The organism is Duganella phyllosphaerae (assembly GCF_001758785.1).
Classification (GTDB): Bacteria; Pseudomonadota; Gammaproteobacteria; order Burkholderiales; family Burkholderiaceae_D; genus Rugamonas; species Rugamonas phyllosphaerae.
On sequence record NZ_LROM01000050.1, the window covers coordinates 12958 to 33763 of the forward strand.

The window sequence follows — 20806 nt, forward strand, 5'->3', positions numbered from 1 at the left end:
GCGCCTTGCTCTGAAGGTCGTGAAAAAATGTGTCAGAAGTGGTAGTTCACTTCCAGCCAGCCCTGTCGCCCGACAGGGCTGTAGTTGCCTATCGGGTAGTAAGGCCAGCCGTCGCTGCCATCCTGCTTGACCTTGTTGAACAGGTTGTTCACCGATACCGACACCGTGGTGCGCTCGTCAAAGCGATAGACCACGCTGGCATTGACCAGCACCGTCGGCGTCAGGTACGCATCCGACGCCGCATTCGGCACCTTGCCGTAGCGTTGCAGGAATACCGTGTTGGACCAGTCGCCCTTGTTCCACGCCAGGCTGACATTGAGCTTGTCGCGCCAGTCGTGGTTCTCCAGGTCGGCCTTGTCGTCGTTGAGCGGATCGCCGGCAAACTGGCGCGAGTGCTTGTCGAGCGTCTTCGAGTAGTTCACCCGCGTGGTAAACGTGCCCAGGTTTTGCGTGCGCAAAGCGTAGCGGCCGCTGATGTCGATGCCATCCACACTGGTGGACGCGGCGTTGATCGGGTTCACCAGGATGGTGTTGATCTCGCCCGGCTTGTTCAGCGCCGTCAGCGGATTGCGCACGATGCGGCGGATGGTGTCGGCGCAGGTCGGCGACGCCAGGTCGCCGGCCATGCGGCAGTCCGACTCGTCGCGCAGCAGTTTATCCGCATTCAGGTTGGTCACCAGGTCGTCGATCTTGATGTTCCAGTAGTCGACCGTCACGTCGAAATCCGCGCTGGGCGACCAGACCAGGCCCAGGCCCGTCGAGCGGCCCTTTTCCGAGCGCAGGTCGCGGCTGCCGGTTTGCACGTAGTCGGCGCCCGGCGCATATTTGCACGTGGACGCCGGCTGGCCGCTCTGGGCGCAGCGGTAGTAATCGGTGGTGGACTCGTAATAGCCGGTGCCGCGCGCCTTGTAGATGTAGTTCATGTCCGGTGCGCGGAAGCTGGTGCCGTACGTGGCGCGCACCAGCAGCTGCTTGACCGGGCGCCATTCGAGGCCGCCGTTGTACGTGGCCTTGCCGTCGTGGCGGTCGGCAAAGCTGTAGCGGTCGTAGCGGCCGGCCAGCGTGGCCGACAGCGTGTCGATGATCGGCACGTTCGCTTCCAGGCCCAGCGCGTAGCGCTCACGGGTGCCGGACGTCACGTCCGAGCCGGCCAGGTTGAAGTAGCCTTGATTGAGTCGGCCGTCGGGACGGTTCGAGAAACCCTGCTTGCCCGCTTCGGCCACTGTAGCCAGGCGCACCGGGCCGGCCGGCAGCGAGAACGCCTCGCCATTGGCCGACAGGCTCACGGTATTGGTCCACGACTTGTCGTTGCTCACCGCCGTGCCGTAGATGCTGTTGAACTCCGTGGGCGTGAGGCGCTGCGCCAGGCGCGCCGCATCGGGCGCGTAGATTGCCACGCCGTTGGCGTCCACGCCCTGCTGCGGTCCCAGGAAGAAGCTGTCGATGGTGGACAGTGCGCGCGGCGTAAAGCTCTGGCTCTTGTACAGCGACGCCGTGTAGCCGGCCTCGTACTGCCAGCTGGTGCCCGGAATGTCGCCGCGCGCGCCGAGCGACAGCGACGTCGCTTCGTCGTCCCAGCGGCGATTGAAGCGGTCCACGCCGCCCATTTCTTCGGGCGAGATGTAGCGGTTCCAGTTTTCGTAGCTGCCGCTGTTCTGGTTCAGGAACGCCTTGTCGGACAGTGAACGCGATTCCCAGATCGGGCCGCGCGTGTTGTTGATGCTGCGGTTCTTGCCGAACAGCGCCTCCGCAAACAGGGTGGTGGTGGGCGAGAGCGCGTAGTTGGCGCCGCCAAACACGTTCTGGCTGCTGTTCCTGGTCTGCGTGGTCCAGAAGGTAGGACGTACCTTCTCGCTGCCGCAATAGCTGCCGGTGCTGCCGGTACGCTTGACGGTGGTGCCGCCAAACAGGTCGCCCAGGTTGGCGCAGGTGTCGCCCGGATCGACATAGCGGCCCGTGCCCAGGTCGCGCCGGCCCAGCACCGACGTGTACGTGCCCCGGTTGACGCTCATGAAATCGCGGTCGGCGCTCGAGAGCGGATCGCGCTCGAGCAGCTCCACGCTGAACAGCGTATTGAGCTTGCCGAAGGTCTGGCCGCCGGAGAACTGCAAACGCTGGTTGGCAGCGCCGCCACGCGAGGTGCCGCCGGCCTTCAGGTTGATGTCGTAACCGTCGTATTTTTTCTTCAGGATGATGTTGACCACGCCCGCAATCGCGTCCGAGCCATAGATGGCGGACGCGCCGCCGCTGAGGATCTCGATGCGTTCGACCACGCTCGACGGAATATTGGCCAGGTTGGTGAAGTTGACGGCGCCGTCATAGGCGACCGGGAAGTCCGCCATGCGGCGGCCGTTGAGCAGCACCAGCGTGTGATTGGGACCGAGGCCGCGCAGGCTGATGGCATTGGCCGACGGCGTAAACGTGTTGCCGTAGTCGGCGCCCTGGGTAAAGCCGCTGTTTTGCGACTGGTTCGACAGCGCGTCGAACACGTTGGTGAAGCCCTGTTTGGTCAGATCGGCAGCCGTGATCACGGTGACGGCCGAGGGGCCTTCCAGGGTGGCGCGCGGAATGCGCGAGCCGGTGACGACGACGGTGGCCGGGGCGGCGCCCTGGTCCTGGGTTTGCGCCACGGCCAGCGACGGGTCGGCCACGCTGCACAGCAGCGCGATGGCGCCAGCGGCCAGCGGCGTCAATTCGAATTTTGTTGTCATTGAGTTGTCCGGAAAGCAAATAGGGTACGGGGGCGGAACTTTACCAAAATTTACTTCATGAGTGAAATACCGTTTGCGTACAAGCTTATGCATAAATCGACGGCTTGAGGGGACCTCGAAAAACCGTGGCGATAGCGGATCGCGCAGCAGGTTTTTCGAGGTTCCCTTGATGCGGCACTTTTGAGGCAGGTCGAGGGATGGCTTGACGGCGCTGCTACGGTGGTTACTCGTCCGTCCACTTTATCGCTGAAACCATGGCAACCTCGCTGCGTCACGATCTACTGCAAATGGGCATCGCCCCTGGCGACGTGGTGCTGGCGCGCGCCGCCTACCGCGCCGTCGGTCGCGCAGGCGATGGCGGCGGCGACTTCCTGGCCGAGCTGCTCGACCTGGTGGGTGACCAGGGCACGGTGGCCTGCCTGGCGTTTACCAAAGGCGGGTGGTGGTGGCAGGCCGGGCAACTGCCTCCCTTCACGCCGGCCACCCCCTCGTACGCCGGCGCCCTGCCCAATGCCATGCTGGCCCACCCGGGCGTCCACCGCAGCACGCATCCGCAATGCTCGTTCGTGGCCATCGGCCGTCATGCCCGCGCCCTCACCGCAGGCCACGGCCCTGGCGATGGCGCCTACGAACCGATGCGCAAGCTGATCGCGCTGGACGCCAAGATGCTGGTGGCCGGCTGCGTGGCGGTCAATCCGGGCTTTACCACCACCCACCTGGCCGAAGTGGACCTGGGCCTGCACCGGCGCCGCATCTTGCCCTGGCTGTCGGTCAGCCGCTACCTGGACGACCAGGGCCAGGTGCGCGTGTTCCACCGCCGCGATCCCGGCTGCTGCTCGAGCGCGTACTGGAAGTTTTACGGCGCCTACGTGCGGGCAGGCATCCTCACCACCGGCAAGGTCGGCAACGCCTACGCCATCTGCGCGCCGGCCGCGCAGTGCTACGCCATCGAGCGTGACATCCTGGCGCGCGACAGCCGCTTCAACCTGTGCGACTCGCCCGACTGCCTGACCTGCAATGCCCTGCGCTGGGACCGCCTCCACCGCTGGCCGCTGTGGCTGTGGCGGCGGGCGCGGCGCCAATCCCCAACCTGGTTCCGGAGGCCCGATGGATAACGCTCTCGAGATTTTTGTCCCGGCCGCGTGCCGCCAGCCGGCGCAGTGGGTGCTGCGCTGGATCTTCGACGACGTGCTGGGCGTGCCGGCGCGCGTGGTGGAACACACTGGCGACCAGTTCGAGATCCGCTGGCGCGGCCGGGTGCTGACGCTGGAAAACGACTTCTTGCGCCGGCACCTGCCCCTGTGGCGGCAACCGGGAACGTTGCTGATCGCGCCGCCGCGCCAGTGGATTCACGTGCGCGCCATGCTCGACGTGGAACTGGAAGACCCATCGATCCCGGTACTGTGGGGCGAGCCGGGCCTGGTCCGTACGCCGCAGGGCGCATACCTGAAACTTGACGTGATCGGGTCGATCTTCTTCCTGCTCTCGCGCTACGAGGAAGTGATCGATCCCGCGCGCGACCAGTACGACCGTTTTCCGGCAGCGGCGTCACTGGCGGTGCAGCGCGGCTTTTTGCAGCGGCCGCTGGTGGACGAATACATCGAAATCCTGTGGGCGGCGCTGCGCAGCGTCTGGCCCGGCCTGACCCGCAAGACCGCGCGAGGCACGATGCGCGTCAGTTGCGACGTCGATGAACCGTACGAGCGCTGGATACGCAACCCGTGGCTGCTGGCGCAGGGCGTGGCCGGCGCGCTGCTGCGCAAGCGCTCGCTCGCGGGCGCTGCCACCCGCGTAAAAAACGCCTGGCACAGTCGCCGGGGCGACTATTTCTACGATCCGCACTGGACCTTCGACTGGTACATGACGCAGCTCGAACTGTGCGGCAGCCGGGGCGCGTTCTACTTCATCGCCACGCCGGGACGCACGCGCTACGACTGCGCCTATGCGCTGGAAGAACCGAGGATGCAGGCGCTGCTGGCGCAAGTTGCCGCGCGCGGCCACGAGATCGGGCTGCATGGCAGTTTCAACACCTACCGCGATGGCGCGCAGTTGGGCCGGGATCGCGAGCGCCTGCGCGCCGCTTTGGTACGCGCACGCGCCGAGGCCAGGTCTGGCACGGATGCCGGTGCCGGTGGCAGCACTGGTGCGAAGGCGGGGCCAGGTGCCAGCGACGATCCCCTGGTACGCGGCAACCGCCAGCACTATCTGCGCTGGGATGCGGCCACCACGCCGGACCTGCTCGAGCAGGCCGGCTTCGACTACGACGCCAGCGGAGGCTTTCCGTACGATCCCGGCTTTCGCCACGGCACCGCGCGCGAGTTCCCGATGTGGAGCTGGAAAAAACAAGGGCCGCTGCGTTTGCGGCAGCGGCCCTTGATGCTGATGGAAAGTGCGGTGCTCGGCGATCCCGGTTCGGCGCTGGAGCACATGGCGCGGATGAAACACACCGCGCTGCGCTACGGCGACTTCAACCTGCTATGGCATAACTCGCGCTTTACGGAGCCTGGCGACCGCGAGCTGTTTCGCCAGATCCTCGCAGCATAGCCTGGCCCACCGTCAGGCCACGTGCGCCTGGCGCACCAGTTCTATCACCTTTTCAGCTGGCTGATCGAAAGCAGCGATCAAGCCCGCCTCCTTCAGTTTCGCCGCTTTCAGGTGACGTTCCTTGACGTGGCCATAACCGCGAATGTCTTCCGGAATGCTGGCAATCGCCACCGCCTGCGCCAGGTTCTCTGCCGTCAGCTTGGGCAACAGCGCCCGCACCGTCTCGCGGTACTGTTTGACCAGCGCGCGCTCGGTCTTGCGCTCTTCGGTGTAGCCAAAGATGTCAAACGCGGTGCCACGCAGGCCTTTAAATTTGGCCAGCACGCCGAAGGCCTTCATCATCCACGGGCCGAACTCTTTTTTCACCAGCTGGCCGCTGGCGTCATGCTTGGCCATGATCGGCGGCGCCAGGTGGAACTTGAGCGTGATGTCGCCCTCGAACATAGCGGCGATCTTTTTCTGGAACGCGCCGTCGGTGTACAGGCGGGCCACTTCGTACTCGTCCTTGTAGGCCATCAGCTTGTAGTAGTAGCGCGCCACGGCTTCGGCCAGGCGCGTGCCCTTGCCCAGTTTCGCTTCGGCGGCGCGCACTTCCTCCACCAGCGTCACGTACTGCTGCGCGTAGCCCACGTTCTGGTACGCGGTGAGCAGATCGACGCGCTTGGCGATGATGTCGTCGAGCGTCTGGTTGCGCTTGAATTCGATCACCTTCGACGGCGCGGTCAGGCGCGTGACCGAACCCAGGTCGTGCGCGGCCGTGCGGCCCCAGGTAAATGCGGCCTGGTTGAATGCCACCGACACGCCATTGAGTTCGATCGCACGCACGATCGAGGACTCCGAGAGCGGCACATGGCCCTTCTGGAACGCGTAGCCGAGCATGAACATATTGGTGGCGATCGAGTCGCCCATCAGCGCGGTGGCGATGTGACCGGCATCGACGAAGTCGGTCATGCTCTCGCCGCAGGCGCGCACGATCTCGCTGCGCGAACTGGCGTCCGGGAACTGCCAGTCCGGGTTCTTCACGAACGCCGCCGTGGACGAACCGGTGCTGTTGATCATGGCGCGGGTGCGGTTTTCGCCCATGCGCGACAGGGCGTCGCGGCTGGCAGTGACGATCAGGTCGCAGCCGATCACCAGGTCGGCGCTGCCGGTGCCCACGCGGGTGGAATGCAGGTCGGCCTGGCGGTCGGCCAGGCGTACGTGCGACATCACCGGGCCGCCTTTTTGCGCCAGGCCACTCATGTCGAGCACGATGGCGCCCTTGCCTTCCACGTGCGCGGCCACGGCCAGGATCTGGCCAACCGTCACCACGCCGGTGCCGCCGATGCCGGTGATCAGGATGCCGTACGGTTGCGCGGTCGAAGGCAATACGGGCGCTGGCAGCGCGGCAGGCGGCGCGGCATCCTTGCCCGCAGCGGCCTTCTTCGGCTTTTTCAGCGCCCCGCCTTCCACCGTCACAAAGCTCGGGCAGAAACCGGTGGTGCACGAGAAGTCCTTGTTGCACGACGACTGGTTGATCTGGCGCTTGCGGCCCAGTTCCGTCTCCAGCGGCTCGACCGACAGGCAGTTCGACTGTACCGAACAGTCGCCGCAGCCTTCGCACACGGCCTCGTTGATCACGGCGCGCTTGGCCGGATCCGGGTACTCGTTGCGTTTCCGGCGGCGGCGTTTTTCCGACGCACAGGTCTGGTCGTAAATCATGGCCGACACGCCCGGCTGGTCGCGCAGCTCGCGCTGCACGTCCATCAGTTCCGACCGGTGGCGCACGATCACGCCTTCGGCCCACTTGTAATCGGCCGGGTATTTATCGGGTTCGTCGGTGACCACGATGATCGGCGTGACGCCTTCGGCGGCGATCTGGCGCGAGATCATGCCGGGATCGAGCGGACCGTCGAACGACTGGCCGCCGGTCATGGCCACCGCGTCGTTGAACAGGATCTTGTAGGTGATGTTGACCTTGGCCGCCACTGCGGCGCGGATCGCCAGGATGCCGGAGTGGAAATAGGTGCCGTCACCGAGATTGGTAAACACGTGCTTCTCGTTGGTGAACGGCGCCTGACCTACCCAGGTCACGCCTTCGGCGCCCATGTGGGTAAAGGTGGACGTTTCGCGGTCCATCCACAGCACCATGTAGTGGCAGCCGATGCCGGCCAGCGCGCGCGAGCCTTCCGGCACCTTGGTCGAGCTGTTGTGCGGGCAGCCGGAGCAGAAGAACGGCGTGCGGTCGGTCTGCGGATTCGGTTTGGCCGGCAGCGTGGTCAGCGCCAGCTCTTTCGCTTCGAGGAAGGCGATGCGCTGCTTGACGCGCTCGGCCACCGGGTGGCCGTCGCAGTAGTGGGCGATGCGCGAGGCAATCGCGCGGGCGATCTGCGCGGGATTGAGTTCGTACGTGGCTGGCAGCAGCCAGTCGCCGTGCCCGGTCTTGCCCTTGTTGCTCCACTCGCCCGTATCGTCGAACTTGCCCACCACGCGCGGCCGCTGGCCGTCGGGCAGGTTATACAACTCTTCCTTCAACGCGTATTCGAGGATCTGGCGTTTTTCTTCGACCACCAGGATCTCGTCGAGGCCCTTGGCAAATTCGTGCACGCCGTCGGCTTCCAGCGGCCAGGTCATGCCGATTTTATACAGGCGGATGCCGATGTCGGCAGCCGACTGTTCGTCGATGCCCAGATCGGCCAGCGCCTGGCGCGTGTCGAGGTACGACTTGCCGGCGGTGATGATGCCGATCTTGGGCTTGGGACTGTCCCAGATGATTTTATTGAGCTTGTTGGCGCGGCAGTACGCCAGCGCGGCGTACCACTTGTAGGTATTCATCCGCACTTCCATGTCGAGAACGGTGTCGGGCCAGCGGATATTCAAGCCGCCGGCTGGCAGTTCGAAGTCGGTTGGCAGTTCGATCTTGACGCGGTCCGGGTCGAAATCGACCACAGCGCCCGACTCGATGATGTCGGTCACGCACTTCATCGACACCCACAGCCCGGTATAGCGGCTCATCGCCCACGCGTGCAGGCCGTAGTCGATGTACTCCTGCACCGACGCCGGGTACAGCACCGGGATGCCGCAGGCATTCAAGATATGGTCGGACTGGTGGGCGGTGGACGACGACTTGGCGGCGTGGTCGTCGCCAGCCAGCACCAGTACGCCGCCGTGCTGGGCGGAGCCGGCGTTGTTGGCGTGCTTGAAGACGTCGCCGCAGCGATCGACGCCCGGTCCCTTGCCGTACCACATCGAGAACACGCCGTCGTACTTGGCGTCCTTGAACAGGTTGGTTTGCTGGGTGCCCCAGACGGCAGTGGCGGCCAGGTCTTCGTTCATGCCGGGATGGAACTTGACGTGGTGGGCGTCGAGGTATTTCTTGGCCTTCATGGCCGTCATGTCGACGCTGGTGACTGGCGAGCCGCGATAGCCGGTGATGTAGCCGGCGGTGTTCAGGCCAGCTTTGAGGTCGCGTTCACGCTGCATCATCGGCAGGCGGATCAGCGCCTGGGTGCCGGTCATGAAGGCGCGGCCGCGCTCGAGCGTCCACTTGTCGTCGAGCGAGAATTCAGGCGCTGCCGGCGGGATGGCCGGGTCCAATAGCAAACCCTTTTGAGGTGCGTTCATTTTGTCTCCACTATTCTTTGCAATACGCTCCTCGTGAGAGCGCATGGAATGTGTTTCTGTTACGAGTGCCGGCGCGCCAATCTGTGAGGCGCTGCCGGCGAAGATAACGATTATGCGGTCAAGACGCGGTCAATACTCCCCGCTTGATTTGATCGAGTTCAATCGATTCGAACAGCGCGCGGAAATTGCCCTCGCCGAAGCCCTGGTCGCCCTTGCGCTGGATGATCTCGAAGAAGATCGGGCCGATCACGTTTTGCGTGAAAATCTGCAGCAGCAGTTCACGTTCCGTCTCGTTGCTCTGGCCATCGATCAGGATGCGCAGGCGGCGCAGGTCTTCCAGCCGCTCACCGTGGCTCGGCAGGCGGCGGTTGACCAGTTCGTAATACGTTTCGATGGTGTCCTGGAAGGCGATGCCGGCCGTCTTCATGCCCTCGATCGACGTGTAGATGTCGTCGGTGCCCAGCGCAATGTGCTGGATGCCCTCGCCGTGGTACTGGTCCAGGTATTCGGCGATCTGCGACTTGTCGTCCGACGATTCGTTGATCGGAATCCGTACCTTGCCGCATGGCGACGTCATCGCCTTCGATTTCAGGCCGGTGTGCTTGCCTTCGATGTCGAAGTAGCGCACTTCGCGGAAGTTGAACATCTTCTCGTAGAAGTCGGCCCATTCCTTCATGCGGCCGCGATGGACGTTGTTGGTCAGGTGATCGATATAGGTGAGGCCATGGCCGACCGGGTTGGCTTCGGCGCCGGGAATGGCGACAAAATCGACGTCATAGATGCTGATGTCGCCGATGGTGCCCTGCTGGCCGCCATTTTTGCCGCGCCAGCGATCGACCAGGTAGATCAGCGAGTCGCCCACACCCTTGATGGCGGGGATGTTGAGTTCCATCGGGCCGGTGCGGTTGTCGAAACCCCAGGCGCCCTGCTCGAGCGCGCGCTGGTAGGCAAACGCGGCGTCCTTGACCCGGATCGCGATCGCGCACACGGACGGGCCATGCTGGCGCGCGAAGCGCTGCGCGAACGAATCCTGCTCGGCGTTGATGAGGAAGTTGATGTCGCCCTGGCGGTAGAGCGTGACGTTCTTGTGGCGGTGGCGCGCGATGGCGGTAAAGCCCATGCTCTCGAACAGGGCGCCGAGCGCTTGCGGGTCCGGGGCGGCATATTCGACGAACTCGAAGCCGTCGGTGCCCATCGGGTTATCCCATGGCTGGAATTGCATGTGTGTCTCCTGGGTTTGTTATGCGAATTTATCGCCCAGTATAGACCCGCCCACCCGGCATTTAATTGCAAACAATTCCCCGGCATCGCCGATGTGCGCAATAATATTGCCTTAACGCTGATTTATTGAGGGATTTATGACCAAAGTTGCGCTGGACAAAACCGACCGCAAAATTCTGTCCATTTTGCAAGCCGACGGCCGGCTGTCCAACCAGGACGTCGCCGAGATGGTGGCGCTGTCGCCATCGCCCTGCCTGCGCCGCATCAAGCGGCTCGAGGAAGCGGGCGTGATCCGCCAGTACGTGGCGCTGCTCGACCCCGACAAGATCGGCCTGGGCCTCTTGGCCTATGTGAACGTGCGGCTGGAAAAGCACAGCGACGCCGGCGCCCACAGCAACGCCCGCGCGCTGGGTGCGCCCAACGCCCCGCCCTCGCCGCGCGCCGACTTTGCCGACTCGGTGGGCCAGTGGCCCGAGGTGGTGGCCTGCTACGCGATGACGGGCGAGATGGACTACCTGCTGCGCGTGCACGTGGAAGACATGGAACACTTCTCGCGCTTCATGATGGCGACCCTGCTGCGCCACCCGGCGGTGCTCGACGTGAAATCGAGCTTCGCCCTGCAGCGCATCAAGGACACCACCGCCCTGCCGCTGACCAGCCAGCCGTAAAGCCGTTATGGGAAGTGGCGGTTCAAATGCGCCAGGAATGGGTCAGCTTTCATGAAGCCGATCACGCGGCTACCCGGCACTTCCTCGCCGTCCTTGAACAGGATCATGCCCGGTGGGCCGAACAGGCCGAAGCGCTTCATCAGCGCCTTGTCGTCGGCGTTATTGGCGGTCACGTCCACTTGCAGCACGCGGATCCTGGCCATCTTGTCCTTGACCGGCTGCTGGGAAAACGTGAAACGCTCCATCTCCTTGCACGACACGCACCAGTCGGCGTAGAAGTCCAGCATCACCGGAGTCTTGGTGGTGGCCAGGATCTGGTCCAGCTCCGCCACCGTTTTGATGCGCGGGAAGTGCGCGTCGGCGGCGGCAGGCGCACTACCTTCTGCATTGCCACGGCCGCCAGTCAGGTGACCGAGCGGCTGCAGCACGTCGCGGCCACCGCTGGCGGCGCCCGTCAATTCCAGCACGCCGACCAGCAGCAGCGCCATGCCCAGCGCCTTGCCGACATAGGTACCCAGCCCTGCACCCTTGGCGGCCGACTCGAACACGTTGAGGAAGGCTGCGCACAGCAGCGCAAACACACCCCACAACACCATGCCGGTGGTGGCCGAGAACACCGGCGTGATCATCCAGATCGCGGTGGCGATCAGCAGCAGGCCAAACAGCTTTTTCACGCCGTTCATCCAGCCGCCGGCACGCGGCAGCAGGCTGCCGGCCGAGATCCCGGTCAGCAGCAGCGGCACGCTCATGCCCACTGCCATCGAGAACAGCGCCCAGCCGCCGGTCCACACGTTGCGGGTCTGGCTGATGTAGAGCAGCGCGCCAGCCAGCGGGCCTGCCACGCAGGGGCCGACGATCAGGGCCGACAGCGCACCCATGATGAATACGCCGGCGAACTTGCCGCCGCCCATATTGCCGCTGGCGGAACTGAGTTTGCTTTGCAGGCTGCTCGGCAGCTGCAACTGGTAGACGTCGAACATCGACAAGGAGAGCACGAACAGCAGCGCGCCAAAGGTCAGCAGCACGGCCGGCTTTTGCAGCGCCGCCGCCAGGCCTTCGCCGGCCAGGCCGGCAGCCACGCCCAGCGAGGTGTACACCAGCGCCATGCCCAGGCTGTAGGCCAGCGCCAGTGCAAAGCCACGGCCACGCGACGGGTTGCCTTCACCGACGATAATCGACGACAGGATCGGCACCATCGGCAGCACGCAGGGTGTGAACGACAGCAGCAGGCCGAAGACCAGGAACGCCAGGCCGATGCGCCAGGCGCTGCCGCTCTCCAGGGTGCGCTGGGCAATCGAGCTGTCGTCTTCGTGCACCGCTGGTGCGGCTGCCGCTGCCGCTGCAGCGGTTGATGGCACAGTGGTTGATGGCGCAGCGGTGGGCGGCGCCGCCAGTGCCGGCGCTTCGCCATCAGCCGGCAACGCCGTTAGCACGCCGGTCCTGGCCGGGTCGATCGCGTAGGTGGCCGAGGCCGGGGAATAGCACAGGCCCGCATCGGCGCAACCCTGGTAGTTCACCGTCAGCTTGATCGGCTTGTTCGATGCCAGCGGCAGGTCAACCACCAGCTGGTCCTGGTAAGTCTCCATCTCCTTGTTGAAGTTGGTGTCGAACTTGCGGATGCCGTCCGGCAGGCGCGGGGTGGCCAGCGCCACGCCGTCGGCCTGGAAGCCCAGGCGTTCCCGGTACAGGTGGTATTCGGGGGCGATCTTCCACGCCAGGCGCACGGTGTGGGGGTCGGTTTGCGTTGCGGTGAGCTTGAATGCCTGCTCGGGTTCCAAAAAGTCGGCGGCGCGCGCCGGGTTGGCCATGCTGATGACCAGCGTGATCAGCATGGTCATCATGGCGAGGGCGGCCACCATCATGGCGGCCGACATGTGCATGCGGCGCCACAGCAGTTGTTGTGTTTTCATGTCAGAGATTCCTGTAAAGCGTCTGTCCGTGCTCGTCGATGGCGAGGTAGCCCATATCGGAGGTCTTGAGAAAATTGTGTCCATCGTGTTGCTTGAGCATGGCGATGGTGGAGCAGCTGCCCGCCGCCACCGCCATCGGCGCCATCACGCTCACCGAGCGCCAGTACCGCACCGGCATGCCGGTGCGCGGATCGAGGATGTGGCAATAGCGCACGCCATCGAGCTCGAAAAACCGCTCGTAGTCGCCGCTGGTGGTCAGCGCCCCGGAACTGATCGGGATGCTGGCGATGGTCGCGGTGGGGTCGCGTGGATCCTGGATGCCGATGCTCCACGGCCGCCCGTCCAGGCGCGGACCGATGAAGCGCATGTCGCCGCCCAGGTTCACATAGCCATGCCGCACGCCGGCGTCGATCAGCACCGCTGCCGCGCGGTCGGCCGCGTATTCCTTGCCGAAGCCGCCGAAGTCGATCTCCATTCCCGGTTGCAGCAGGTGCACCTGCTGCCGCTCGCAATGGACATGGCGCCAGCCCACCAGCGCCAGCAACGGCGCCAGGGTGTCGGCATCGGGCACGCGTGGATTGCTGAAGTCCCACGCACGGCGCAATACGCCCGAGGTGATGTCGAACAGGCCGCCGCTGGCCGCGAACAGCGCGGCGGCGTAGTCGATCAGCGCCATGGTCTCGTTGTCGCACGCCACCGGCGCCTGGCCGGCGGCGGCGTTGATGCGCGAGACGATGCTGTCGGCGCGGTAGCGCGAGTACTTGTATTCGATGCGCCTTACCTCGGCGATTGCCCGAGCTGCCAGGACTTCGGCCGCCGCCACGTTCGGCGCCGCCAGGCGCAGCTCGCAGCGGCTGCCCATGGCGTCGAACTGCTGGCGGTGGATGGCCGTTACCATGTGCGATTGACCGCCAGCTGGATGGTGCGTGCCCGTACCGCGTCCAGGCCAGGACTGCCGGAGCCGAACACGCGCCAGCTGCCGCGCTGCTGGTAGGCCGAGACCTTGGCATCGACCGACCAGTTCTTGTCGATCTGCTTGCTCACCTTGAGCCCCAGCGTGACCGCGCCAAAACCCGAGAGCCGGTAATCGGCCGACGCAAAGTTGTTCGGGTTGTAGCCCGGCGGGAACGGCTGGCCCAGCGTCTGGTCGTACACGGGATCGAAGTAGAAGTCGGCCGCGCGCTGGGTGTACAGCCGCACTTCCGGCGTGACGGTCCAGCCATCGGCCAGCGGCTGCACGTACTCCTGGCCCAGCGTGTGGCCGCGCACGCCGAAGCTGTCGCGGTAGTAGCGGTACGACGTGCGGCTGGTGCCACCGGTCGCTTCCACGTAGTGGTTCCAGCGCAGCAGCAGCGTGCTTTCGTCGCGGGTGCGCGGGCGGTTGTCGGGGAACTTGTACGGATCGTTGAAGTAACCCTTGCCGGTGTCGTGCGCCAGCGTGACCTGCACCACGTCGGCCTTGCCCAGCACTTGCGTCACACCGAGCAGGAAATTGGTGCTTTGCTTGCGCTCGTTGCGCACGATCTGGTTGGTCGGGTTGATGTGGTCATTGGCGCGGCCGATGCCGGCCGACCAGGTGGTATTGCGGTCTTCGCTCTCGAAGGTGCCCGACACCGAGAGAGCGCGCGACAGGTAATCGTCCTCGGACGAATACGCCGCGCCCACGGAGAGGCTGCCGCGGTCGAAGTAGCGTTTGACGGACACGTCGCCGGCAGTGCGGTGGTCGCTCATGCGCGAGGCGCCCGAAATGGCGCTGTGATAGCGCGGCGTGGCGCCCGAGACGTCGTCGTTCACGGCCGAGGCGCTGATGCTCCACACGCCGGCCACCGGCGCCATGACAGACACCGACGGCGCCTTGACGTGGATGCGGTCGAGGCCCGACTGGCTGTCCTTGTAATCGAGGTAGCCGACGCTGATCACGCCATTGGTGGGTGGCGCCTCGGCATGGGCCTGCACGCCCGGCAGCAGCAGCGCGGCGGCCAGGATGGCGGAAGCCGCGACAGCTGACGGCGAAGGCGGGGCCGCCCCGGAAGAAGTTTCGGTCTTGATAGGTTCCATGTACTGTTCCTAGTTGCAGCCGCAGCCGCCGCCACCGACGCCGGCGCCGCCCGAAGACGATTCGCGGCTGGTGTAGATATGGTCGTCATAGCGGTTGAACAAACCGCCGTCGTTGAAAGTCATTTCGGGCTTGGCCAGGTTGCCCTTTTCCCACGGCTGCACCTGGCCGAAGCCTGCGCAGCCGGTCAGCGTAGTGAGGCCGGCGGCGATCAGCATTGCTGACAGAAGCTTCATTTGGCCGCTCCCAGCGCGGCGACGATCTGCGCTTCCAGTGCGGCGCGGTCGCTGTCGCGGAAGCCCGAGTGCTCGGCGATCACCTTGCCGTCGGTGCCCACCAGCACGCTGCTGGGCATGCCCTTGATGCCGTACTGGCGCGGGGTGGCGCCCTTGGGATCGAAAGCGATGGTAAACTTGGCCGGCGTGGTGGCGAGGAACTTGCGTGCCTCTTCGCTGGTGCCGTCCACGTTGACGCCGACGATCTGCAAACCGCGCGTACCGTACTTGGCCTGCATCTCGTTCATCCACGGGAACGACTGGCGGCACGGACCGCACCACGACGCCCAGAAATCCACGTACACGACCTTGCCCTGCAGGCTGGCCAGTTTGACTTCGCCGTCGGCGCCAGGCAGCGTGAACTGCGGCGCCGGTGCGCCCTTGTCCAGGGCCAGCACCAGCGCGGGCGCTGCGGCCAGCGTAACGGCCAGTGCGGCCGCCGATACCATCGATAACATTTTCATCACTTAACTCCTCGGTGGGTTTATTGAACGTTGCGCTTGCGGCGCCAGAAGATGACCCCACCGGCCAGCAAGACCAGGAAGGCCAGCATCGGGTCATTGACGTCTTTCGATGCCGAGCAACCGCCGCCGCCGGTGTTCTGCGGCGTGGCGTTCGCTGGAGCTGCGGCGCTGGCCTGGCCGGTCAGGGCGATGGTCGAGCTGCCGCCGGCCACGTTCGAATTGAGCACGACGGAGCCGCTGTTATTGCCCGGGTTGACCGGGGTGTAGCGCACCACCAGCTCGCACGTGGCGCCGGGGTTGAGCGTGAGCGGGAAGGCGGCGCAGCCGGTGCTGTCGGTGGCCTGGGCGAACGGGCCGCTGAAGGTGGCGCCAGACAGCGTGAGCGCAGCCGAACCGCTGTTGGTCAGGGTAAAGCGACGGGTCGGCGTGGCGCCGATGGTCACCGCGCCGAAGTCGAAGTTTTGCGGGTTGACGCCGAGTGCCGGTGCACCAGCTGCCACGGCCACGCCATTGCCGGTCAACGCCAGCGAGAACTGCGCACCGCCGTCGGTGACGACCATCAGCGTGGCGCTGCGGGCGCCGGCTGCCGTCGGACGCAGCGCGGTGGTCAGTGTGCAATTGGCGCCGGCGCCAACTGCCGCATTGGCCACGCAGGTGCCGCCGAGAACGAAGTCGCCCGGATTGGCGCCGGCCAGGGTGAGCGTGGAGATACGCAGCGCGGCAGTGCCGGCGTTATTGAACGTGGTCGTGTGCACGGCAGCCGTGGCGCCCACCTGGGTGTCGGCAAACGTGATCGGGCCGGTTTCGGACAATACCGGCACGCCAACTGCCTGGGCGCTGCCGGTGCCGGTGATCGCCACTTGCAGCGGCGCCGCGTTCGAGATCACGGCCAGCGTGGCGGCAACCGCGCCGGCGGTGGTCGGTGCAAAGCGCAGCGGCACCGAGCACCGCGCGCCCACGGCCAGCGTGCTGCCGCAATCGCTGCCGGCGATGGTTACGCTGGCCGCGCCGGTCACGCCGATATTGGAGAGATTGAGCACCACGTTGCCGGTATTGGCCAGCACCACGGTTTGCGCGGCGGCCGGGGTATTGACGGTCTGGGCGCCGAAGGCGATGGCCGACGGCGTGGCGGTCACCGCTGGTGCGGCGGCGCTGGCGGTGCCGGAGAGGCCCACGCCGGCGCTGCCATTGGCTGCGTTCGAGGCCAGCGTCAAGGTACCGGCAAAGGCGCCGGCAGCAGTGGGCGTGGCGCGCACGGTGACGGTGCAGCTGGCGCCGGCGGCGACCGGGGTGGTGGTGGCGCAGGTGCCGCCAATGGTGAAGATGCCGGCGTTGGCGCCTCCCACGGCGATGCTGCTGAACGTGAGCGCGGCCTGGCCGCTATTGGTGACGGTGACGGTGGACGGTGCGGACGCGGCGCCGGTCAGCTGGGCGCCGAAATTGACGGTGGCGGCCGACAGGCCGATGGTGGCCTGCGGCGTGCTGTTGCCGGTGCCTGCCAGCGCCACGGTGCTGCTGCCGCCGGTGGCATTGTGGGTGATGGTGAGGGTGGCGGCGCGGCTGCCAGCGGCGGTGGGACGGAAGCTGGTTTGCACGGTGCAGCTGGCGCCGGCGGCAATTGCCGCGCCGTTGGCGCAAGAGCCGCCGCCGATGCTGTAGTCGCCGGCGGCAGCGCCGCCCAGGGCGATGGTGCCGATATTGAGCGCGGCGCTGCCGGTGTTGCTCAGCGTAGCGGACAGCGGGCCGCTGGTCTGTCCGATGGCGGTGCCGGTAAACGTCAGGCTGGCCGGGGCCAGGGTGGCGGCCGGCGCAGCGGTCACGGTGGGGTTGCCGATGAAGGCGGCCAGGTCATCGAGCTCGGTGGACGAGAACCGGCCGGCGAACAGGCTGCCCATGCCGCCGCGATTATTGGCAATCGCATTGGCGATCACGGACGGCTGGTTGGCCGCGCGGGTGATGCCGTTGACATTGGCTGCCGGCGAGGCGCCGTGGCACGAGGCGCAACTGGCGCCGCCGGTCACCGGACCGTTCAGGTACAGGTTCCTGCCGTTGAGCGCATCGGCGGCGCCTGCATGCGGTACGACCACCGCCGCACCGATCATCAATACTGCGCCGGCAGCCTGCTGCCAGCGCCCTGCCTTGGTCCTGCCCGTCCACATTGTCCCGCCCATGCCTGTTCTCCTGAAGTGAATTTAAATACTGCAAACGGAGATCGCAAAGGCATTCATGCCGCTGTGCGCTAGCACGCACCAGCGCCAGCTGCGGGTGCGCGCATACAGCATCGCCAGCACCAGTCCCGGCCCCAGCACCGCCAGCGCCACGTGCCAGCCGCTGCCGAGGTGCAGCAGGCTGAAAGCGCCGGCCGACACCAGTACCGGCCACACCGACCCTGGCCGGCGCCGCATCAGCCACTCCTGCAAGCCGGCGCGAATCACCAGTTCTTCCAGCAGTGGCGACAGCAGTAGCAGGCGTAACCAGTCCCACGCCGAAGGGGCGTACAGGTGCGCGCCGCAGGCGGCGTCCCAGGTCCAGGGCAGGATCGATGAAATCAGCGACACGGTAAAAGTAAGCCTCGCTGCCAGTTGCGTATCTTGTCGAACCGTTCATTCCGGTTCGGGCAGCAAAGGTTCTAAGAGAGCACTACTTTTTTTTCGGCTTGTGGAGCGTCAGGCGTTCGAGCCACTTGAGGGCAGCTCTTTTATTAGCCTTGAAGGTGTAATCGAGGGTGGCGAATTGTTCGTCCAGCGCTTCCTGCATCACGCTGGAAGGGTCGGCCGGCAGCAGCTTGAGGTAGGCGTCGGCTTCGCCGTATTCGCGGTGGATTTCCATGCCTGCCTTTTTGGCGATGTGCATCATGGTCTTGTTCGACGACAGGCAGTGCATATACAGGGTATCGACGTCGTTGTTGCGGCAGTGGATGGCGGCGCGCTCGAACATCTTGGAGCCCACGCCGATACCGCGTGCGCTGCGGCTGACCGACACGCCGAATTCCGCCACCCGCGCCTTGTCGGTCACCGCTTCTCTGGCGGCGTCGCGCGGGGCGAAAGCCAGGTGACCTACGGCCACCAGCCGGAACACGCGGTTGTACACGCCGAAGACAATGTCGCGCGAAAAATCGATGCCTGCCACGTAGCGCTCGATCTGCTCGTCGGGTAATTCTGTGCCGAAGCGCAGCAGGCGGTCGGCCGGTTCCAGGTCGAGGAAGTGGCGGCGCATGCGGCGCCGGTCACGTGGGTGCAGCTGCTTGACCAGCACGCGCGGACCATATTTGCCGTCGGTGGTTTTATGGCGCGCGCGCAGCGGATTCTGGAACAGGTCGATCGGCGGCATGCTCAGTTTACCCCCGAACCCGGTCCCGGTTGGCTTTGCGGGTCAGGCCTCGTCGTCGGCATCATCGACGCTCAGTGCCAGCTTGACCGCATTGACCCGTGCGCGATGCACAAGTTCAGGGATGCGTTGCGGTTTGTCCAGGCACGCTTGCGCAATTTCGCCGGCGTTCACCGCGCGTGCGGCAGCCATGGCCGTTTCCAGGTACGGCCCTTGCGGGAATGGCGCGTCGCTGTAACTGGCCGACGGTCCGCTGCGTCCGCGCGAATCGCATTCGGTTGCCAGCAGCATTTGCGAAAACCGTGCCGGCTTGCGGAAGGCGTCGCAGCGCTCGAGCAGCTTGACGATGGTATTGGGCCGCAGCTGCAGCGCGCGGCCCACGTTGCCGTGTTCGCGCGCGGTCATCACGGCCAGGTCGCGGCAGTCGGTGGGCACGCGCAGGCGCTTGCACACCTGCTCCACCAGTTTCACGCCCAGCTCCTCGTGGCCGTGGTGCGCGGGCCAGTTGTTCGACGGCGTCACGCCCTTGCCCAGGTCGTGCATCAGGCAGGCCACGCGCGTGGGCAGCTCCAGGTTCGCCTTGGCGGCGCAGTCGATCACTTGCAGGATGTGGGCGCCGGTGTCGATCTCCGGATGCCATTTTTCCGGCTGCGGTACTCCCCACAGAACGTCGAGTTCCGGCAGAATGCGCGCCAGCGCGCCGCAGTCGCGCAGCACCTCCAGCATGCGCGACGGCTGTTGTTCCATCAGCCCGCGCGACAGTTCCTGCCATACGCGTTCGGCCACCAGGGCATCGACCTCGCCCTGCTCGACCATCTGCCGCATCAGTTGATTGGTTTCCGGCGCCACCCGAAAGTCGGGATAGCGCGCAGCAAAGCGCGCCACGCGCAGGATGCGCACCGGGTCCTCGGCAAAGGCGTCGGATACGTGGCGGAAGATGCGCGCGGCGATGTCGCGCTGGCCGCCGAACGGATCGGTGAGCGTGCCGTCGTCGGCGCGGGCAATCGCATTGATGGTCAGGTCGCGCCGCACCAGGTCTTCTTCCAGCGTGACCTCGGTGGAGGTGTGGAAAACGAATCCCTTGTAGCCGGGTGCGGTCTTGCGCTCGGTGCGCGCCAGTGCGTATTCCTCCTGCGTCTGCGGGTGCAGGAACACCGGGAAGTCTTTACCGACCGGGCGATAGCCCTGCGCCACCATGTCGTCGGGCGTGGCGCCGACCACCACGTGATCGTGGTCCTTGACCGGCAGGCCAAGCAGCGCATCGCGCACGGCGCCGCCTACAACGTAACTCTTCATGGTCAGTCCGCAGCGTCGGCGTGGGGTGCGGCCTGAGTTTCGGCCAGCGCTTCGGTGACCCAGCGCGCCACCGCAGGATGGGCCAGCACACGCTGGCAGTAGGCGTCCAGCGCGGGCGCGAGCGAGACGCCATAGGTGCGGAAACGCGACACCACCGGCGCGAAATACGCGTCGGCGATGGAAAAGTCGCCGAACAGGAACTGGTGGTGGCCGAAGCGCGACAGGCATTCTTCCCAGATCTCGCTGATGCGGCCGATATCGGCCTGCGCGCCGTTGGTGCGGCCCTTGCCCGGCAGGCTGGCGCTGATGTTCATCGGCATCGCATTGCGCAGGTCGGTGAAGCCGCAGTGCATCTCGGCGCAGATCGACCGCGCCATCGCGCGCGCGGCCACGTCCTGCGGCCACAGGTGCTGCTCCGGGAACTGCTCGGCCAGGTATTCGACGATGGCCAGGCTGTCCCAGATCGTGATCTCGCCCGCCAGCAGCACCGGCACCCGGCCGCAGGCCGAGTAGCTGCAGATGCGGTTGGCGGTGTCGGGCTTGTCGAGTTCAACCCGCACTTCCTGGAAAGGGATGCCGAACGCGGTCATCGCCACCCACGCCCGCATCGACCACGACGACAGGTTCTTGGTGCCGATGACGAGGGTCAGGCCGGGCGAGCGCGCGGCGGCCAGGGCGTTGGACAGGCTGGGATCGAGTTGGGTGGTCTGCATGGTGGCTTAGTAGTATGA

16 protein-coding genes are annotated in these 20806 nt (G+C 65.7%); 3 read left to right on the forward strand and 13 right to left on the reverse strand.

Annotated elements, in window-relative coordinates; all coding sequences use genetic code 11:
- Positions 1–32 precede the first annotated feature (32 nt).
- Positions 33–2711, reverse strand: a complete 2679-nt coding sequence (locus DUPY_RS04060) for a TonB-dependent receptor plug domain-containing protein (RefSeq protein ID WP_070246563.1) — start codon at positions 2709–2711, stop codon at positions 33–35.
- Between the two features lie 254 nt (positions 2712–2965).
- Here DUPY_RS04060 and DUPY_RS04065 point away from each other — a divergent pair, with 254 nt between their 5' ends.
- Positions 2966–3826, forward strand: a complete 861-nt coding sequence (locus tag DUPY_RS04065; protein WP_084640532.1) for an AAC(3) family N-acetyltransferase — start codon at positions 2966–2968, stop codon at positions 3824–3826.
- Positions 3819–5255, forward strand: a complete 1437-nt coding sequence (locus DUPY_RS04070) for a polysaccharide deacetylase family protein (protein WP_070246565.1) — start codon at positions 3819–3821, stop codon at positions 5253–5255. Before DUPY_RS04065 ends, DUPY_RS04070 begins: the two co-directional genes overlap by 8 nt.
- A gap of 12 nt (positions 5256–5267) precedes the next feature.
- Here DUPY_RS04070 and DUPY_RS04075 read toward each other — a convergent pair whose 3' ends face one another.
- Together DUPY_RS04075 and hppD are read right to left on the reverse strand one after the other, a co-directional pair.
- Positions 5268–8858 carry an indolepyruvate ferredoxin oxidoreductase family protein gene (locus DUPY_RS04075; RefSeq protein WP_070246566.1) on the reverse strand — a complete coding sequence of 1197 codons (3591 nt, stop codon included), beginning with the start codon at positions 8856–8858 and terminating at the stop codon, positions 5268–5270.
- A gap of 118 nt (positions 8859–8976) precedes the next feature.
- Positions 8977–10080, reverse strand: coding sequence for a 4-hydroxyphenylpyruvate dioxygenase (gene hppD, locus DUPY_RS04080; RefSeq protein ID WP_070246567.1), 1104 nt, complete (start codon positions 10078–10080; stop codon positions 8977–8979).
- A gap of 136 nt (positions 10081–10216) precedes the next feature.
- Between hppD and DUPY_RS04085 the strand changes: the two genes are divergently transcribed.
- A complete protein-coding gene (locus tag DUPY_RS04085; protein ID WP_019924749.1) occupies positions 10217–10747 on the forward strand; it encodes an Lrp/AsnC family transcriptional regulator in 531 nt (176 codons plus the stop codon).
- Between the two features lie 5 nt (positions 10748–10752).
- Here the strand turns inward: DUPY_RS04085 and dsbD are convergent, their stop codons facing one another.
- The 10 genes from dsbD to DUPY_RS04135 all read right to left on the reverse strand — a co-directional run bounded on the left by dsbD (position 10753) and on the right by DUPY_RS04135 (position 20788).
- Positions 10753–12657 carry a protein-disulfide reductase DsbD gene (gene dsbD, locus DUPY_RS04090; protein WP_084640533.1) on the reverse strand — a complete coding sequence of 635 codons (1905 nt, stop codon included), beginning with the start codon at positions 12655–12657 and terminating at the stop codon, positions 10753–10755.
- 1 nt (position 12658) lies between these two features.
- Complete coding sequence (locus tag DUPY_RS04095) at positions 12659–13555, reverse strand: FAD:protein FMN transferase (protein WP_070246568.1); 897 nt, start codon at positions 13553–13555, stop codon at positions 12659–12661.
- Positions 13549–14715 carry a DUF3570 domain-containing protein gene (locus tag DUPY_RS04100; protein WP_084640534.1) on the reverse strand — a complete coding sequence of 389 codons (1167 nt, stop codon included), beginning with the start codon at positions 14713–14715 and terminating at the stop codon, positions 13549–13551. Before DUPY_RS04100 ends, DUPY_RS04095 begins: the two co-directional genes overlap by 7 nt.
- Positions 14716–14724: 9 nt before the next feature.
- Positions 14725–14949: a DUF4266 domain-containing protein gene (locus DUPY_RS04105; protein WP_070246569.1), complete on the reverse strand. Its 225-nt coding sequence runs from the start codon at positions 14947–14949 to the stop codon at positions 14725–14727.
- On the reverse strand, positions 14946–15452 hold the full coding sequence (locus tag DUPY_RS04110; protein ID WP_070246570.1) for a TlpA family protein disulfide reductase: 507 nt from the start codon (positions 15450–15452) through the stop codon (positions 14946–14948). Before DUPY_RS04110 ends, DUPY_RS04105 begins: the two co-directional genes overlap by 4 nt.
- A 20-nt stretch (positions 15453–15472) precedes the next feature.
- Positions 15473–17623: a choice-of-anchor D domain-containing protein gene (locus tag DUPY_RS04115; RefSeq protein WP_229255232.1), complete on the reverse strand. Its 2151-nt coding sequence runs from the start codon at positions 17621–17623 to the stop codon at positions 15473–15475.
- A 21-nt stretch (positions 17624–17644) separates the two neighbouring features.
- Complete coding sequence (gene mrtJ, locus DUPY_RS04120; protein ID WP_084640535.1) at positions 17645–18010, reverse strand: JDVT-CTERM system glutamic-type intramembrane protease MrtJ; 366 nt, start codon at positions 18008–18010, stop codon at positions 17645–17647.
- 82 nt (positions 18011–18092) lie between these two features.
- Positions 18093–18782, reverse strand: a complete 690-nt coding sequence (locus tag DUPY_RS04125; RefSeq protein ID WP_070246571.1) for a GNAT family N-acetyltransferase — start codon at positions 18780–18782, stop codon at positions 18093–18095.
- 42 nt (positions 18783–18824) lie between these two features.
- Positions 18825–20075, reverse strand: coding sequence for a multifunctional CCA addition/repair protein (locus DUPY_RS04130; RefSeq protein WP_070246572.1), 1251 nt, complete (start codon positions 20073–20075; stop codon positions 18825–18827).
- A 2-nt stretch (positions 20076–20077) separates the two neighbouring features.
- A complete protein-coding gene (locus DUPY_RS04135; protein WP_070246573.1) occupies positions 20078–20788 on the reverse strand; it encodes a glutathione S-transferase family protein in 711 nt (236 codons plus the stop codon).
- Positions 20789–20806 lie beyond the last annotated feature (18 nt).